Annotated in this window: 14 protein-coding genes; 11 read left to right on the top strand and 3 right to left on the bottom strand. The window is 60.9% G+C overall.

The window, feature by feature from the left end; all coding sequences use genetic code 11:
• The first annotated feature begins 24 nt into the window (after positions 1-24).
• From argF to hydG, 3 genes are all read left to right on the top strand, one after another.
• The gene (argF, locus tag ETHHA_RS00735) at positions 25-927 is read left to right on the top strand and encodes an ornithine carbamoyltransferase (RefSeq protein WP_013484111.1); all 903 of its coding nucleotides are present in this window, start codon (positions 25-27) and stop codon (positions 925-927) included.
• 341 nt (positions 928-1268) lie between these two features.
• Positions 1269-1547 (top strand): TM1266 family iron-only hydrogenase system putative regulator, encoded by a 279-nt coding sequence (locus tag ETHHA_RS00725; RefSeq protein ID WP_013484110.1) that lies wholly within the window; start codon positions 1269-1271, stop codon positions 1545-1547.
• A 4-nt stretch (positions 1548-1551) separates the two neighbouring features.
• Entirely contained in the window at positions 1552-3000 is a 1449-nt protein-coding gene (hydG, locus tag ETHHA_RS00720; protein WP_013484109.1) for a [FeFe] hydrogenase H-cluster radical SAM maturase HydG, read from the top strand.
• 71 nt (positions 3001-3071) lie between these two features.
• Here the strand turns inward: hydG and ETHHA_RS00715 are convergent, their stop codons facing one another.
• Positions 3072-5330 carry an ArnT family glycosyltransferase gene (locus ETHHA_RS00715; protein WP_013484108.1) on the bottom strand — a complete coding sequence of 753 codons (2259 nt, stop codon included), beginning with the start codon at positions 5328-5330 and terminating at the stop codon, positions 3072-3074.
• A gap of 287 nt (positions 5331-5617) precedes the next feature.
• Here ETHHA_RS00715 and proB point away from each other — a divergent pair, with 287 nt between their 5' ends.
• The 4 genes from proB to ETHHA_RS00695 all read left to right on the top strand — a co-directional run bounded on the left by proB (position 5618) and on the right by ETHHA_RS00695 (position 9158).
• Positions 5618-6433, top strand: coding sequence for a glutamate 5-kinase (gene proB, locus ETHHA_RS00710; RefSeq protein WP_013484107.1), 816 nt, complete (start codon positions 5618-5620; stop codon positions 6431-6433).
• On the top strand, positions 6430-7674 hold the full coding sequence (locus ETHHA_RS00705; protein ID WP_013484106.1) for a glutamate-5-semialdehyde dehydrogenase: 1245 nt from the start codon (positions 6430-6432) through the stop codon (positions 7672-7674). Before proB ends, ETHHA_RS00705 begins: the two co-directional genes overlap by 4 nt.
• A 10-nt stretch (positions 7675-7684) precedes the next feature.
• Positions 7685-8374: a hypothetical protein gene (locus ETHHA_RS00700; RefSeq protein ID WP_013484105.1), complete on the top strand. Its 690-nt coding sequence runs from the start codon at positions 7685-7687 to the stop codon at positions 8372-8374.
• A 358-nt stretch (positions 8375-8732) separates the two neighbouring features.
• Positions 8733-9158: an Hsp20/alpha crystallin family protein gene (locus tag ETHHA_RS00695; protein ID WP_013484104.1), complete on the top strand. Its 426-nt coding sequence runs from the start codon at positions 8733-8735 to the stop codon at positions 9156-9158.
• A 95-nt stretch (positions 9159-9253) separates the two neighbouring features.
• Here ETHHA_RS00695 and pdxT read toward each other — a convergent pair whose 3' ends face one another.
• Complete coding sequence (gene pdxT / locus ETHHA_RS00690; protein WP_013484103.1) at positions 9254-9829, bottom strand: pyridoxal 5'-phosphate synthase glutaminase subunit PdxT; 576 nt, start codon at positions 9827-9829, stop codon at positions 9254-9256.
• Position 9830: 1 nt separating this feature from the next.
• A complete protein-coding gene (pdxS, locus tag ETHHA_RS00685) occupies positions 9831-10709 on the bottom strand; it encodes a pyridoxal 5'-phosphate synthase lyase subunit PdxS (RefSeq protein WP_013484102.1) in 879 nt (292 codons plus the stop codon).
• Between the two features lie 91 nt (positions 10710-10800).
• Here pdxS and pdxR point away from each other — a divergent pair, with 91 nt between their 5' ends.
• From pdxR to ETHHA_RS00665, 4 genes are all read left to right on the top strand, one after another.
• Entirely contained in the window at positions 10801-12264 is a 1464-nt protein-coding gene (pdxR, locus tag ETHHA_RS00680) for a MocR-like pyridoxine biosynthesis transcription factor PdxR (protein WP_013484101.1), read from the top strand.
• 81 nt (positions 12265-12345) lie between these two features.
• The gene (locus tag ETHHA_RS00675; RefSeq protein ID WP_013484100.1) at positions 12346-12531 is read left to right on the top strand and encodes a hypothetical protein; all 186 of its coding nucleotides are present in this window, start codon (positions 12346-12348) and stop codon (positions 12529-12531) included.
• Positions 12532-12675: 144 nt separating this feature from the next.
• Positions 12676-14430, top strand: coding sequence for a DUF2201 family putative metallopeptidase (locus tag ETHHA_RS00670; protein ID WP_013484099.1), 1755 nt, complete (start codon positions 12676-12678; stop codon positions 14428-14430).
• Positions 14427-15965 carry an ATP-binding protein gene (locus ETHHA_RS00665; protein WP_013484098.1) on the top strand — a complete coding sequence of 513 codons (1539 nt, stop codon included), beginning with the start codon at positions 14427-14429 and terminating at the stop codon, positions 15963-15965. The genes ETHHA_RS00670 and ETHHA_RS00665 overlap by 4 nt, the downstream gene beginning before the upstream one ends.
• Positions 15966-15976: the final 11 nt, after the last annotated feature.

Below are 15976 nucleotides of genomic sequence, written 5' to 3'. Positions count from 1 at the left end.
CCATAAAACAGGAGGCGTACAGATATGAAACATCTTTTAAAACTGCTGGACCTCTCCACGCAGGAGATTCTGGATATTCTCAATCTCGGTGACCAGCTCAAATATGAGCTCAAGCACGGCATCCCGCATCCGCGTCTGGCGGGCAAGTCGTTGGGCATGATCTTTGAAAAAGCGTCCACCCGCACGCGGGTGTCGTTCGAGACCGGCATGTACCAACTCGGCGGACACGCGCTCTTCCTCAGCTCCAAAGAGTCACAGATCGGCCGCGGCGAACCGATCCAAGATACCGCGCGTGTGCTCTCGCGCTACCTCAGCGGCATCATGATCCGCACGTTTGAGCAGGCGGAGGTGCAGGCGCTGGCCGACCATGCGTCCATTCCCATCATCAACGGGCTGACGGATTTTGCTCACCCCTGCCAGGTGCTGGCCGACCTGATGACCGTGCGGGAGCACAAAGGCCGCCTGGAAGGGCTGAAGCTCTGCTTTATCGGGGACGGCAACAACATGGCTAATTCCCTCATCGTGGGTGGGCTGAAAGTCGGCATGCAGGTGGCGGTCGCCACGCCGGAGAACTATGAACCGGATGCCTCCGTGCTGGATTTTGCGCAGAAGCAGGGCGGGTTCTCGCTGGTGCGCAGCCCGCTTGAAGCGGCCGCCGGCGCCGATGTGGTCATCACCGATGTCTGGGCGTCCATGGGACAGGAAGAAGAGGCCGCCAAACGCCGCAAAGCGTTTGCGGGCTATCAGGTCAACAAGGAGCTGATGGCGGTGGCCAAACCCGACGCGATGGTACAGCACTGCCTGCCCGCGCACCGCGGTGAGGAGATCACCGCCGATGTCTTCGAGGCGCACGCCGACGAGATTTTTGAGGAAGCCGAGAACCGCCTGCACGCCCAAAAGGCCGTAATGGTACAGTTGATGGGTTAAACCCCCGCGTTTCCCGCCGCCCGAAAGCATTCGGGCGGTTTTTTATAACACAAAAAAACCATATTTTAAAACAGTGGCTTTGCCCGTTGCGTTTTTTCTGAAAAGAGCATTGCGTTTTTTTTCGGTTTTGTTATACTGAATACAGAAAACCTGCCGCAGTCGAAGGCACGTCCGCTTTTCCGGCGTGTCGGCTGCTGCTGCGGGTTCTGCACAATTTTGCGACTGACCGTGTGGCTGCTTGCCCCGCGCGGGAAGGAACGCCGAAAGATGGATCTTTCTGCGCCTTTTCCCTGCGGGGAAAAGGCGCTTTTTGCCGTGCGGCAACGGAAAGGATGGTTGGTTTGGAGGACAAACGGCTCGGCGTCGTGGGTATCGTGGTGGAGGACCTCGGCTCGGCGGCGCAGATCAACGCCGTGCTGCACGAATTTGCCGCGCTGGTGGTGGGGCGGATGGGCATCCCCTGCCGCGAACGCGGCGTATCGGTCATCTCGCTCATTGTGGACGGAGAAAACGACCATATCAGCGCCATGACGGGCAGGCTCGGGCGCATCCCCCATGTGACGGTTAAGACGGCGCTGACGAAAAACCAGGGCGGCGCGCACGCAACAGAAGGAGTGTAAAACGATGGATTATCTGAAACAGTATGAAGACGAAATGGCCGCCTATGACCGGCAGGACCATGATTTTATAGACGACGATAAGATTTGGAGCCAGCTCAAGGCGGCGGAGAACCCGTCCAGAGAGGCGGTACGCGCGGTGCTCCAAAAGGCGGAGAAGACCGTCCGGCTCGAACCGGAAGAAACGGCCATCCTTCTCCAGAACAGCGACCCGGAAACAATCACCGAAATGTACGAGTTGGCCAACCGGCTCAAGCAGGAGGTCTACGGCGACCGCATCGTCTTCTTCGCGCCGCTCTATATCAGCGACGAATGCGCCAACGACTGCAAATACTGCGGGTTCCGCCGCAGCAATCACATGATGCACCGCAAGACCCTCTCGATGGACGAAATCGACAAAGAGGTGCGCACCATGATCCGCGAGGGCCAGAAACGCACTGTGCTGGTCTATGGCGAAGCGCCGTCCACCGGCATCGACTTCCTCTGCAAGTCCATCGAAAAGGTCTATAGCGTCAAGGAGGGCAACGGCGAGATCCGCCGCGCCAACATCAACGCCGCGCCACTTTCGGTGCCGGAGCTACGCCGTCTCAAAGAAATCGGCATCGGCACCTTCCAGGTTTTCCAGGAAACCTATCACCACGAGACCTACCGGCATCTGCATCCGGCCAACACCGTCAAAGGCAACTACCGCTGGCGGCTCTACGCGATGGACCGCGCACTGGAAGCCGGTCTGGGCGACGTGGGCATCGGCGCGCTGTTCGGGCTGTACGACTGGCGGTTCGAGGTGATGGGCCTGCTTTACCACACCATCCATCTGGAGGAGACGTTCAACGGCGTGGGGCCGCACACCATTTCGTTCCCGCGCATCACGCCCGCGACCGGCACGCCGTTCTCCGACCACCCCGAATACGCGGTAAGTGACGAGGATTTCAAAAAGCTGGTGGCCGTCCTGCGGCTGTCGGTGCCATATACCGGCATGATCTGCACCGCGCGTGAGACCAAAGAGGTGCGCGATTCGGTGCTGCCGCTGGGCGTGTCCCAGATCGACGGCGGCACGCGCATCGGCGTGGGCGGCTATGGCGTGAAAGACGCCAACGCCCTGCCGGACAAGGAGCAGTTTTCGCTGGGCGATACCCGCTCGCTGGATGATGTGGTCCTGGAAACCGGGGAGATGGGCAACATCCCCTCGTTCTGCACGGCCTGCTATCGCATGGGGCGCGTGGGCGAGGAGTTCATGGGGTTGGCCAAGTCCAAATTCGTGCACCATTTCTGTATTCCCAACGCCATCTTCACGTTCAAGGAATACCTGCTCGACTACGCCGGCCCGGAAACGCGCGAAAAGGGCGAGCAGATCATTGCCAAACACGTTGCGCGCTTTGCGGGCGAACCGATCTACGACACCATTCGGGAAAACCTGCGCCGCTTGGAAAACGGGGAGCGCGATCTGCGCGTCTGAACGTTTTTTTCCGGCAGATAAAAAGGGCGCGCCGCAATGCGGCGCGCCCTTTTTGGTGGGACGGCGACCATTCAGCTTAGGGCGGCTTTGGCTTTTGCCTGCGAGAGAAGGTATAACGTAGCGTGCGGGTCGTCCGGCCTGCCATTTCCCAGATAGGTATCCGAGGGGACGATCTGGCTGTTCGCTTCGGCCCACGCATAGATGGGTGCGTTCGGGTTTTGGCCGCGTGTACTGCGAAGTTCGGCGCCGTTTGCCTCGTTGCGGCCGGTTGCCCAAAGTCGGCCATCCTCATCTGCATGATAGGCGTTGCGCAGGTTTTCCGGCAGTTGTCCGTCGGAGGTATTCACGCCGTCGCGGAGCCGTTCCGAATGCGAACTGTCATATGGCGAAGACTGGTTCAGCCGGGCAGCCGCATTTCCCGGCGCATCCGTTGTGCCGGGCGCCTCCGTTTCGGCGGCGACGGGGGATGTGCTCAGAAAATACCGCAGCTTGCCTTCGGCAACCAGTTGCTGCAAATCACCAAGAGTAAGAATGGGGTTGCTGCCGTTAAAGCCGCCGATGGCCATGACGGGCTCACCGGTATCGACGATAAGGCTTTCCGCGAGCGGGGCGCCCGGCACGGCGGCGAGATAGACCGCCCCGTCCCGATGCTGTTCCAGATAAGTTTCCAGTTTCATATCATCAGACGACGGCGCAGGGTCGGAGGTGGCGTCTTTAAGCCTCTTGACGATATAGGAAAGAGATGGGAACATTTCCCCGTTTTTTCCGCGCAGTAAAACGGGGCCTGCGGCGGCGTCACTGCCGCTCACGTGCCCGAGCACCGCGGTGAACGACCAGCAGAACGGCGTCGCCAGCAGGCAGACCAGCGCGGCCCCCGCAATGCCGGTGAACACGCGCGGCCGCATCCATACCGGGTGGAAACGGAGCAGGAGCAAAACGGCGGCCAGCACGATGCAGACGGCGTCGAGCGGCCAGAGCGCATGGAACCAGTCCGGGTAGTTTGTAAGGAGCGAAAGGTGGAACACGGCGCTCAAAACCAGCCCGGCGGGCAGGAACAACGCCTTCCACCATGCGCTGCCCTTTTGCAGTGCCAACCTGACCATGCAAACCATACCGATGCCGCCGAGCGCCGCCAGGCCCGGCGCGATGACATTGAGGTAATACCGGTGCGTGAGATTGCCGCAGAAGCTGAAAAACACGACCATGACGGCCGACCATCCGCCCCAGAGCAGCAGCGCCGTGATTTTGCCGCGACGCCGTTCCTTTTCCAGCCCCAGCACATAAACGACCGCGGCCGCCGCGCCAACGGCGGCAAGCGGTAAAAACCAGCTGATTTGCTCCCCGGTGTATAGGTCCAGCAGTCGCGTCGCGCCGGGCGCGTCGCGCTGCGCACCGGTGCCGCGGACCGCGGCCCGGCTGTCTACCACCCGGCTGTCTGTCGCCGAGCTGCGGCGTTTCGGCAGTGTGGCGGTGCGCGTGTTTACGCGCCGGTCGGCTGCCGTGTCCGCAGGTGCATGCTCTTTGGCGAACACACGGTTGAGCCCGTTGTAGCCGAGTACGAGGTTCATCTCGCTGTTGTCGGCGCTGCTGCCCACAAACGGGCGGTCGGCTGCCGGTGTGAGGTCCACCGCTTCCACCCAGCAAAAGGACACCACGATCAGCACAGCCGCCGCTGCAGCAAGATGCAGGAATTTGCGCCGCCAGCGCATGCCGCGGGCAAACAGATAGGCCAGTGCACAGGCGGGCAGAACGAGGAACGCCGCCAGCATCTTAGTGTTGAAGGCTAGGCCGACGCAGACGGCGGTGAGCACCAGATAACGGAAGCGCCCCGTCTCGGCGGCCAGTGTGGCGGCCCACGCCGCAAAGAGCATCATCAACACCAGCATGGCGTCCGGATTGTTGGAGCGCGCCGCCGCAATGAAAATGGGCGTGACGGCCAGCAGGACGGCGGCGATCCAGCCCGCCGCGAACCCGAAGCGGCGCTTCACCAGATGGTAAAGGATGAGCACCGAACCGGCGGCTTCCAACGCCTCCGGCAGCAGCAGCGTCCAGCTATGGAAGCCGAACGCCTTGACGAACGCGGCCTCCATCCAAAATGCGAGCGGCGGTTTATCCACGTTCACAAAGCCGGAGGGGTCGAACGAAAGAAAGAAAAAGTTATGCCAACTGGTGGTCATGCTTTTAACAGCCGCCGAATAATATAGATTGCCGTAGCCGTCCTGCGCAAAATTGTAAAAACTCAGAAAAAATGCCAGCAAAACGGCCAGCCCGGCCAGAATTACCTGTAAAATTTCGGTGCGGCCCCATTTTGGGCGCAGACTATGTATCATGCAAACTCCCCCGATTGCGTGCGAAACCTGATCGCATTCTTCAATAAAAATCCGGCATATCCGCCGGAACGGCCGGGCCCAATTTATCTCTTATACGGTTCTCCCGGGAACATATCTGGTGTTTGGCGGAAGGACGGTATCAGGCCGGCCGGGAACCATCGCAGCGGCACGCGTGCATGACGAACATAGCACAAATTTATGGCGAATCTGTGAATAAAGCGGGCTGTGCCGGAGCGGGCGGATATGGTATAATAAAAAAACAGACCGAAAAGAAACGAGTGAACGACATGGCGTTGCAGGACGCAAAACGGATCGTATGCAAAGTGGGCACTTCCACCCTCACCTACCCGAACGGCCGGCTGCATATCCGGCGCATCGAAAAACTGGTGCGGGTGCTGTCCGATTTCAAAAACAGCGGCAAGGATGTGATTCTGGTCACCTCCGGGGCCATCGGCGTGGGCGCCACCCGGCTGGGGCTGGACGAGCGACCGCGCGACACGCGCATGATGCAGGCCGCCGCCGCCGTGGGGCAGGTGGAGCTGATGTACCTCTACGACAAACTGTTCCTGTCCTATGGGCAGGTAGTGGCGCAGATTCTCATGACCCGCATCCTCACCGACCACGACAGCACCCGGCAGAACCTCGTCAACACCTTCGAAACCCTGCTGTCGCTCGGCGTCATCCCGGTGGTGAACGAGAACGACTCGGTAGCGGTGGAAGAGCTTGAGGAAGAAGCCATGGCGTTTGGCGGAAACGACACGCTCTCCGCCGTGGTGGCCGTGCTGGTGCAGGCCGACGCGCTGGTGCTGCTGAGCGACATCGAGGGCCTGTTTGACAAAAACCCGCGCGAGGCGCCGGACGCCTGCCTCATCCCAGTGGTGGAATCGGTGGATGAACGGGTGCGCGCATCAGCGGGCGGCGCGGGTTCCACGCTGGGCACCGGCGGCATGGTCACCAAGCTGGAAGCCGCCGAGATGGTCACGAAGAACGGCATCGATATGGTCATCATGGACGGGTCCGACCCGGAAAAACTATACGCATTGTTCGACGGGAAACAAGTGGGCACCTATTTTCCCGCAAACCCAAAAGGAGAACGGACATGACGATACAGGAAATGGGCAAACGGGCGAAAGACGCCGCGCGCGTGCTGGCGGCAGTCTCGTCCGGGCAGAAAGACCGGGCGCTGCTTGCCATCGCGGCGGCGCTGCGCGCCAAAGAGGCCGACATTTTGCAGGCCAACGCCGAAGATGTGCAGGCCGGCCGGCAGAACGGCCTGACCGACGCGCTGATCGACCGGCTGACCCTCACGCCCGCGCGCATCGAGGGCATCGCCACGGGCATGGAGCAGGTGGCGGGCCTGCCCGATCCCGTGGGCAAACTCGACGCGGGCTGGACCCGCCCCAACGGTCTGCGCATCTTCAAGACGCGGGTGCCGCTCGGCGTGGTGGGCATCATTTTTGAATCGCGCCCGAACGTGACGGTGGACGCCGCCAGCCTTTGCCTCAAAGCGGGCAACGCCTGCATTCTGCGCGGCGGCAAAGAAGCCATTCGCTCCAATCTCGCGTTTGCGCGGGTAATGCGCGGCGCGCTGAAAGAGAGCGGCCTGCCCGAGGACGCCATTCAAGTGGTCGAGGACACCACGCGCGACAGCGCCGCCGCCCTCATGCGCCTGAACGGCTATCTCGACGTGCTCATCCCGCGCGGCGGGGCGGGCCTCATCCAAAGCGTGGTGCAAAACGCCACCGTGCCCGTCATCGAAACCGGCGTGGGCAACTGCCATGTGTTCGTGGACGAAAGCGCAAACACCGAGATGGCAGCACAGATCATTTTTAACGCCAAGGCGCAGCGTCCCTCCGTCTGCAACGCGGCTGAAACACTGCTGGTGCATAAGAACATCGCGGTGGCGTTTTTGCCCCGCGCGAAAGCACTGCTGGATACCAAGCAGGTGGAACTGCGCGGCGACGAAACCGTGCGCGCCATCCTCGGCGGAGACGTGCAGCCTGCCGTGGAAGACGACTGGGCCACTGAATTTCTGGATTATATCCTCGCCGTGAAGGTTGTGGACAGTCTGGACGAGGCCATCGCGCACATCGCGCGGTACGGCTCCGGGCACAGCGAGTGCATCGTAACCGAGAATTATACCAACAGCGAGCACTTCCTGCGGGAAGTGGACGCGGCGGCGGTGTATGTAAACGCGTCCACCCGCTTCACCGACGGCGGCGAATTCGGCTTCGGTGCGGAAATCGGCATTTCCACCCAGAAGCTGCACGCGCGCGGGCCGATGGGCCTGGCGGAGCTGACCACCGTGAAATACCAGATCTACGGGTCCGGGCAGATTCGCTGAGGACGGGCGCATGGCGCGTTTGCATGCCGTCCGCCGCCGCAGGCGGCGCGGGCGGAGCAGCGCGGGCATGCTGGGGCTGGTGGTGGTGGCCGCCGGGGCGGTCATGCTGGTGCTGGCGTTTGCCGCCGCGGGCGGAGGCGGTGCCGGCGCCGCGTCCGGCAGTACGGCGTCCGCACAGGCGTCGTCGGCCGGAGCCGCCTCCGCTTTGGAAACGTACCTCGCGCCCCTGGTGGCGCAGGACCCCAAACCGTTTGCCAGCCTTGCCCGCGCGGATCGGGACTGGATGTTGAAAACCGCGGTGTGGGTCGCCGCGGAGCAGGATCATTACGCCTATACGTCGGACGACCGGCAGTCCGTGCCGGCCGACCGTGTGCGGAGCGCTTACCGCACGTTTTTCGGCAGCGATGCGGCGCCGTCGTTCCGCACGTTTGCGTCGGACGGTGTGGAGTATGTCTACCACGCCGATACACAGCGGTATGACGTACCGGTGACGGCCAAAAAGGATGTTTACACGCCCCGCGTCACCGCCGTGCGGCAAGACGGGGACACCCTGGCCGTGACGGTGGGCTATGTTCCCAGCACAGGATGGACACAACGCGCCGACGGTTCCGTCGTGCCGCCCGCGTCGGTCAAGACCATGCGGTATACTCTGCGGCACGACGGCACGGGTTATGCCGTTTCAGCCGTGGAAAACGCGTGACGGATACATTGCGTACAGTAGAGCAGGCCGCCGGGTAAACCGGCGGCTTTTTATTTCCATTTTGTATAAACAGGCCGAATTTTTACAAAGCAGGCGCTATTCGGTAGGCTTGTACCGAATGGAAAGGATACAATCAACGTTCCGTATAGAATTAGGACGTGCGCATGCGCTTTTCGACCAGCGTTCGGATGCTGTGAAATCGGGCCAAAACGCTTGATTGCGCGCGCACGGGCCGGACAACATGCAAAGATGCGCCCCCATGAGAGAGCAAACCAATTCACAGCCAAAAATAGACTTTGACTTTCTTTGACCAATAGGGTATACTATACCTGCAATCAAAAGAAAGGGGTTGTTCATCATGTTGGGTTTCAGCAATCATCGTGGTATGGTGCCGTATGAAGGCAAAGGCTCATTGTTCGACAGTTTCTTCGGCGAACCGTTCTTCTCCACTGTGATGTCGGGGGAAATGAAGACCGATATCAAGGAAACGGACACGGAATACGCGGTATCGGTGGATATCCCGGGCGTTCAGAAACAGGACATTGCCATCCATTACGCCGAGAGCGGTACATTGACCGTTTCCGTCAGCCGCAGCGAAGAAAATAAAGTCGAAAAGGACGGCTATCTGCGCCATGAGCGTCGGGTGGGCCAGAGCAGCCGCGCGTTTTACCTGCCTGGTGTGAAGCGTGAGGGCATTTCCGCCAAATACGCGGACGGCGTACTCAACGTCGTGTTGCCCAAGAGTGGCGAGCAGGGCGGCGATACCGGCATTGAGATTCAATAAGGTGTAAGGCAGCCGTCGGATGACGACGCTTTAACACAAACGGGAGCGGGGCATGTGCAACTGCACACGCCCCGCTCCCGTTTGCTGTCTTTGTGTTATCCCGCGATCTGCCGGACAAAATACGCATGGAACCGCATGTCACCTGTCAGTTCCGGGTGAAACGAGGTGACCAGCATGTTTCGTTCTTTCGCGGCGATGATATGCTCCCCATACCTCGCCAGCACCTCCACTCCCGCGCCTGCCTGTTCGATCCACGGCGCGCGGATAAACACCAGCGAGAACGGTTCGGGCGAGATACCGGGCAGCACGGCGGCAGCGGTGAAGCTGTCGAGCTGCCCGCCGTAGGCGTTGCGCCGCACGGCGATGTCCATCACGCCCAGATGAGTCGGCTCGCCGCCCTCGATCTGTTTGGCCAGCAGAATCAGTCCCGCGCAGGTGCCCCAGACGGGCAGCCCGTCCCGGATGCGCACCCGCAGCGGTTCCAGCAGCTTAAAATCCCGCAGCAGCTTGCCCTGCGCGGTGCTCTCGCCGCCGGGCAGAATCAGCCCGTCCACCCGCGCGAGGTCGTCCGTGTTCTTTACGGCCAGGGGCGTGACATCGTTCAGTTTGGCCAGCATCGCCAGGTGCTCGCGGAACGAGCCTTGCAAAGCCAATACGCCGACGGTTTTCATCTCACCAGCCCCTTGTCGCCAGCCGCTCTTCTTCGGGGATGGTGTTCAGGTCGATGCCCTTCATCGGCTCGCCGAGATCTTCGGAGACTTCCGCGATGATCTCGGGCTTGTTGTAATAGGTGGTCGCTTTCACGATGGCGCGGGCGCGCTTTTCCGGGTCGGCGGATTTGAAGATGCCCGAGCCGACGAACACGCCTTCGCTGCCAAGCTGCATCATCAGCGCAGCGTCCGCCGGAGTGGCGATACCGCCCGCCGCGAAGTTGACCACCGGCAGCTTCCCGGTCTCGGCAAGCTCCTCCACCAGGTCATAAGGCGCGCCCAGTTCTTTGGCCGCCGTCATCAGTTCGTCCGCGGGCAGGTTTTGCAGCCGGCGGATGTCCGCGGTGATGGTGCGCATGTGGCGCACGGCTTCCACCACGTTGCCGGTGCCGGCCTCACCCTTGGTGCGGATCATGGCCGCGCCCTCGCCGATGCGCCGCAGGGCCTCGCCCAGGTTGCGCGCGCCGCACACAAACGGGATGTTAAACGCGTGCTTGTCGATGTGGAACCGGTCGTCGGCAGGGGTGAGCACTTCGCTCTCGTCGATATAGTCGATGCCCAGCGCCTGCAAAACCTGCGCCTCCACCAGATGGCCGATGCGGCATTTGGCCATCACCGGGATGGTCACCGCATTTTTGATTTCCTTGATGATGCGCGGGTCGGACATGCGGGCCACGCCGCCCTCCTTGCGGATATCGGAAGGCACGCGCTCCAGCGCCATCACGGCTACCGCGCCCGCGGCCTGCGCGATTTCGGCTTCTTTCGCCGTGGTCACGTCCATAATGACGCCGCCCTTGAGCATCTGCGCCAGGTTCTTGTTCAGTTCATACCGGTCACTCACGAAAATTCCTCCAAACTGTTGCGTTACAATCTTAACGTGTTATTATTATAGTAATCCGATTCCTGTGGATTCAAGGATGGAGCGGGATTTTATGCTGGAAATTGTATCGATACAATTCAAGAAAACGGGCAAACCGCTTTATCACGCGCTGGCCGACACCATCGAGAACCGGCTGCGGGAAAGCGGCGCCCCGGGCGGCGAGCGCCTGCCGTCGGTGCGCGCGCTGGCCGGGCGGCTCGGGGTGAACAACGCCACCGTGGTGGCCGCCTATCGCGTGTTGGAGGAAAAGGGCGTCGCCTACACCAGGCCGGGCAGCGGCACCTATCTGCTGCCGCCGACGGTTCCGCCGCCCAAAGAGGACGAGGTGGCCGACCTGTTCGGCGACTATACCGACCTGAGCAACGGGCGGCTGACGCTCTCCGGGGAGATGATCGACCTGGCGGGCAATTCCCCCACGGCGGAGGTGTTCCCGGTGGCGGAGTTCAAAGAAGCCGTCAACACGGTGCTGGACACCGACGGCGGTTATGCGTTCTCCTATCAGGAAAGCGAAGGATATTACCCGCTGCGGGAAATTCTGGCATCCTTTTCACAAACACAGTACGGCATCCGCTGCCGTCCGGAGGAAATTCTGGTCACCTCCGGCGCCCAACAGGCGCTGGACCTGCTCTCCAAAGCCACTCTGCACGCGGGAGACACCGTTTTTGCCGAAATGCCGTCCTATATCGGCATGCGTTCGGTTTTCACCTTGCAGGGGGCAAAGCTGTTCGGCATACCCATGGAAGCCGACGGCCTGAATCTGGATATTCTGGCCTATTACGCACAGCGCTACCGCCCACGCCTGCTTTACACCATGCCGGTCTATCAGACGCCCACGGGTGTGAGCCTGTCGGTGGAAAAGCGGAGGCGTCTGCTCCGGCTGGCCGAGCAGTACGATTTCTATATCATCGAGGACGATCTGTTTTCAGACGTGAACCTGAAAGGCGAGCGGCTGTTCCCGCTCAAGGCGGAGGATACGGCGGGGCGGGTGGTCTATGTCAAGAGCTTTTCCAAGCTGCTGATGCCCGGCATCCGCACGGGGTATGTGATCGCGCCCGCGAAGCTGCTCGAGCGTCTCTCCGCCGTCAAATACGCCACCGACATTTCCGGCTCGGGGCTTATCCAGCGGGCGCTTGCGGCTTATTTTCAGTCCGGCTGCTGGGGAAAAAACATCGGGCAGATCACCGGCGCCTACCGGAAGCGGGCGGCCGCCGCGCTGGCACGAGTGGCCGCGTGGAAGCCGTTTGGCGTGCGGGCCGGCGAGGTGAAGGGCGGGTTCGGCATCTGGCTCACGCTGCCGGGGGACATCACCGACCGGGAAATTTTTTACCGCTGCAAGGAGCAGCATGTGCTGGTGGCGCCCGGCAGCCTGTTTTACATCTCGCCGATGGCAGGCTTCGAGCGGCATCTTCGCATCAGCTTCGCGTCCGCAAAAGAGCTGGACAAAGGGCTGCATATCGTCGGAGACTGTATCCGCGCGACGGTCAATCAAAAATCGGGGCATACCATTTATATCTGAACGGTTCCGGCAGTGAAAAAACGGGAAATCTTCCATAAAAGCCGTCGGATGTGCTATACTGTTCACAGGGGAGATGATGCTATGTGGCCGTTCATCCTGCGCGTATGGAACGTGCTGGTGCAGTGCATGTGGATCGAGATGGTGTTTGCCGTCATCGGGGTTTTCATCATGATGCGCGGCAGACTGTTTTTGCAGCCGTTCTGGATCGTGAAGGAACTCTGCACCCGTCCCCGTAAAGAACCGGGCAATCCGCCCAATGACCGATAGATTGCTTTCAGAATCCGACGCAACGACGCGCCCGCTTTTTTGCGGACGCGTTTTTTGGCAGCATATTTCGGCAGTGCTGCAATAGCCGCCATCGAAAAGACCGTTTATAATGGGCGTATACCGCCCGCGGGGGGTGGAAAACGCATGAAAGACGAGAAAGACGCATCGTTTCTGGACCGGGCGGACCCGCTGGCCCGCGAGATACTGGGGCTGACACGCAGCGCGATGTTTGTCAAGCTGCGTTTTCTGGACGCGGCGCTCGGGCATCTGCCGTTTGCAAGGCAGGACGACATCGGCCGCATCGCCACCGACGGTAAACACCTGTTCTATAATCCCCGTTTCATTTTGCAGCGGTATGAGGAAAGCGCCGACCGGCTGGCGCGGGACTGTTTGCATCTGGTGTTCCACTGCGTACTGCGCCACCCGTTTTTCCTTGGGCAGGTGCGGCCCGCGTGGTGGAACCTCGCAGTGGACATCGCGGTGGAAAACACACTGAACGAACTGGATGTGTTCCCCACGGGGCGTGTCCATGAAACGGCGGCGGAGCAGGTGCTGACCGAGCTGCGCGGGCCGGTGCGTTCCCTTTCGGCCGAGGGGCTCTATCGTTATTTTGCGCGCGAGGGGCTGGATGACGACAGCGCCTCCCGCCTGCGGCAGTTGTTTTACCACGACGACCACATCGGGTGGTATGCCCGCGACGAGCGGGAGGAGCACACGCGCACCGGCGATCAAAACGTTGTCGAGCAGGGGCAGGCGTCCGAACAGGACGCCGGAAGCGGCGGCGAAAGCGACGCCAAAAGCGAGAACCGCCGCGAAAAAGAGGGTGCGGGCGGCGGCGAACCGGGACAGGATAAACCGCAGCCCGGTGACGGGAACAACGCAGACACCCCCTCCGACAAGACGGAAACCCCAAGCGGGCAGGCACCGCCATCCCCCGGCGGCGGTGATCCGTCGGGCGATGCGAATCAGTCTCAGACAGAAAACACCCCCGGGCAGGAAAGCGGCGGCACCGGCGAGGGCAATGACGGACAGGCGGGCGGCAAGGACGGCGGCGAGGAGGAATCACCCATGAAACTGCCCGCTCCCAGGGAAGACGGCCTGTTCGCGCTCTGGAAACAGATCAGCCGCCGGATGCAGACCGACCTGGAGACCACCTCCCGCCGTTGGGGGGAAGAAAGCGGCAGCCTGCTTCAAAGCATCCGGGGCGCCAACCGGGACAAATGCGATTACAGCGCGTTCCTGCGCCGCTTTTCCACACGCGGCGAGCAGATGAAAGTGAACGACGACGAGTTCGATTACATTTTTTACACCCACGGCCTGGAACGATACGGCAACATGCCGCTCATCGAGCCGCTGGAATACAAGGAAGTCCGCAAGGTACGGGAATTCGTCATTGCCATCGACACGTCGGCGTCCTGCTCGGGGGAGTTGGTGCAGGGCTTTGTGCGCAAGACCTATTCCATCCTCAAGCAGCAGGAATGCTTTTTCCGGCGGCTGAATATCCATATCATCCAGTGCGACGCCGAGATCCAGTCCGATGTCCTTATCACCTGCGAGGCGGATCTCGAACGGTACATCGCGGAGCAGAAGCTGCACGGCTTCGGCGGCACGGATTTTCGTCCCGTGTTCGCCTACATCGACGACCTGCTTGCCAAACATGCGTTTTTCGACCTGCGTGGCCTGGTCTATTTTTCGGACGGCTACGGCGTGTTTCCCCTGAAAAAGCCGCCCTATGACACCGCGTTTGTGTTTCTGGGCGACGACGAGGAGCGAAAGGTGCCCTCTTGGGTCATCCCCGTGCGAATGACGGAGGAAGAACTCTACGACCTGGTCGAACAGCCGGAGACGGATGCGCAACAGAACGCCCGCGGGGGCGATGAAAAAGAGGCAGCGATATGAACATCAAAGAAGCGAAACAGCAGATTCAGAATGCCGTGCGGGCATACCTCACCAAAGACGCGTTCGGCGATTACTGCATCAGCGCCGAAAAACAGCGGCCCATTCTGCTCATCGGCGCGCCGGGCATCGGCAAGACCGCCGTCATGGAGCAGGTCGCCCGCGAGATGGGCATCAATCTGGTCGCCTATTCCATGACGCACCACACCAGGCAGAGCGCAGTCGGGCTGCCGTTCATCGAGCACAGGACGTACGACGGCACGGAATATACCGTCTCCGAATATACCATGAGTGAAATCATTGCCTCCGTATACGAAACGGCGGAAAAATCCGGCATCCGCGAGGGTCTGCTGTTTCTCGACGAGATCAACTGCGTTTCGGAAACGCTCGCACCCGCCATGCTGCAATTTTTGCAATATAAAGTATTCGGGCGGCACCGCATTCCCGACGGCTGGGTGGTGGTGGCGGCCGGTAATCCGCCGGAATACAACAATTCGGTGCGGGAATTCGACGTGGCCACCCTCGACCGGCTGAAGAAAGTAATCGTCGAACCGGATTATACCGTTTGGAAAGAGTACGCCTATCAGAGCGGGGTGCATGGCGCCGTCCTCAGCTATCTGGATATTAAGAAAGACCATTTTTATGCCGTTCAGTCTACGGTGGAGGGTAAAAGCTTCGTTACCGCGCGCGGCTGGGAAGACCTTTCCCAGATGATGACGTTGTATGAGCGGCTGGGCATTCCGGTGGATGAGGCGCTCACCGCGCAGTATATCCAACACCCCGACATCGCGCGGGATTTCGCAGTCTATTACGAGCTGTATAAAAAATACAAGCAGGAGTATGGGGTTGAAACCATACTCAAAGGCAAGGCGGAGGAAGCGTTGGCGCGCACGGCGGGAGAAGCGCGGTTTGATGAAAAACTTTCGCTTATCGGCATGCTGGTGGACGCGGTAAGTGGCGACATCCGCCGCTGCCTGCGCACCGAGGATGTGGTAACGGCGGTATACGGCGTTCTGAAAACGGTCAAGCCCGCGCTCACCGAGACCCCGGAGCGGTATGCGGAGGTTTTTGAACAATGCATTGCGGAGCAGCGGCAGGCGGTCGAGACAGCCCGCCGGGCCAACACACTTTTGCGTGAGAAAAAGCAGGTGGCCGGTGCCGTGGTTGACGCGCTGGAGGACCTGCGCGACGCGGTAGCGCGCGCCGGTTGCGGCACAGACTGCTTCGGTGTGGTGCGCGCCGGCTTTGAGGAGCGCGCCCGCGGACTGAAAACACAGTCCGAAACGGTGCGCGGGCGGCTGGACGCCCTGTTTGCGTTCGCCGAGCAGGCCTACGGCGAGGGGCAAGAAATGCTCATCCTCGTCACCAACCTGACGCTCAGCCCCGACGCCGCACGCTTTATCGCCACCTACGGTTGCGAGCGCTATTACGCGCACAACAAGGAAGCGCTGCTGTTCGAGCGGCAAAACGATATCCTGCTCAAGATGCAGAAGCTGCGGGAAGAGTTCCACACACCGGAAAACGAAGAAACCCTGTGAAGTGGGGATTT

This window comes from Ethanoligenens harbinense YUAN-3, assembly GCF_000178115.2.
GTDB classification, from domain to species: domain Bacteria; phylum Bacillota; class Clostridia; order Oscillospirales; family Ethanoligenentaceae; genus Ethanoligenens; species Ethanoligenens harbinense.
Note: the sequence above shows the minus strand (reverse complement) of the source record. Positions and strands in the feature narration are given on the sequence as shown.

Bases quoted from the DNA above. Each gene is read 5' to 3' on its own strand.
- pdxR (WP_013484101.1), top strand. From the start codon at position 10,801: ATGCTGGAAATTGTATCGATACAATTCAAGAAAACGGGCAAACCGCTT.
- pdxT (WP_013484103.1), bottom strand. From the start codon at position 9,829: ATGAAAACCGTCGGCGTATTGGCTTTGCAAGGCTCGTTCCGCGAGCAC.
- ETHHA_RS00715 (WP_013484108.1), bottom strand. From the start codon at position 5,330: ATGATACATAGTCTGCGCCCAAAATGGGGCCGCACCGAAATTTTACAG.
- ETHHA_RS00670 (WP_013484099.1), top strand. From the start codon at position 12,676: ATGAAAGACGAGAAAGACGCATCGTTTCTGGACCGGGCGGACCCGCTG.
- ETHHA_RS00695 (WP_013484104.1), top strand. From the start codon at position 8,733: ATGTTGGGTTTCAGCAATCATCGTGGTATGGTGCCGTATGAAGGCAAA.
- ETHHA_RS00705 (WP_013484106.1), top strand. From the start codon at position 6,430: ATGACGATACAGGAAATGGGCAAACGGGCGAAAGACGCCGCGCGCGTG.
- argF (WP_013484111.1), top strand. From the start codon at position 25: ATGAAACATCTTTTAAAACTGCTGGACCTCTCCACGCAGGAGATTCTG.
- hydG (WP_013484109.1), top strand. From the start codon at position 1,552: ATGGATTATCTGAAACAGTATGAAGACGAAATGGCCGCCTATGACCGG.
- ETHHA_RS00675 (WP_013484100.1), top strand. From the start codon at position 12,346: ATGTGGCCGTTCATCCTGCGCGTATGGAACGTGCTGGTGCAGTGCATG.
- ETHHA_RS00665 (WP_013484098.1), top strand. From the start codon at position 14,427: ATGAACATCAAAGAAGCGAAACAGCAGATTCAGAATGCCGTGCGGGCA.
- ETHHA_RS00700 (WP_013484105.1), top strand. From the start codon at position 7,685: ATGGCGCGTTTGCATGCCGTCCGCCGCCGCAGGCGGCGCGGGCGGAGC.
- proB (WP_013484107.1), top strand. From the start codon at position 5,618: ATGGCGTTGCAGGACGCAAAACGGATCGTATGCAAAGTGGGCACTTCC.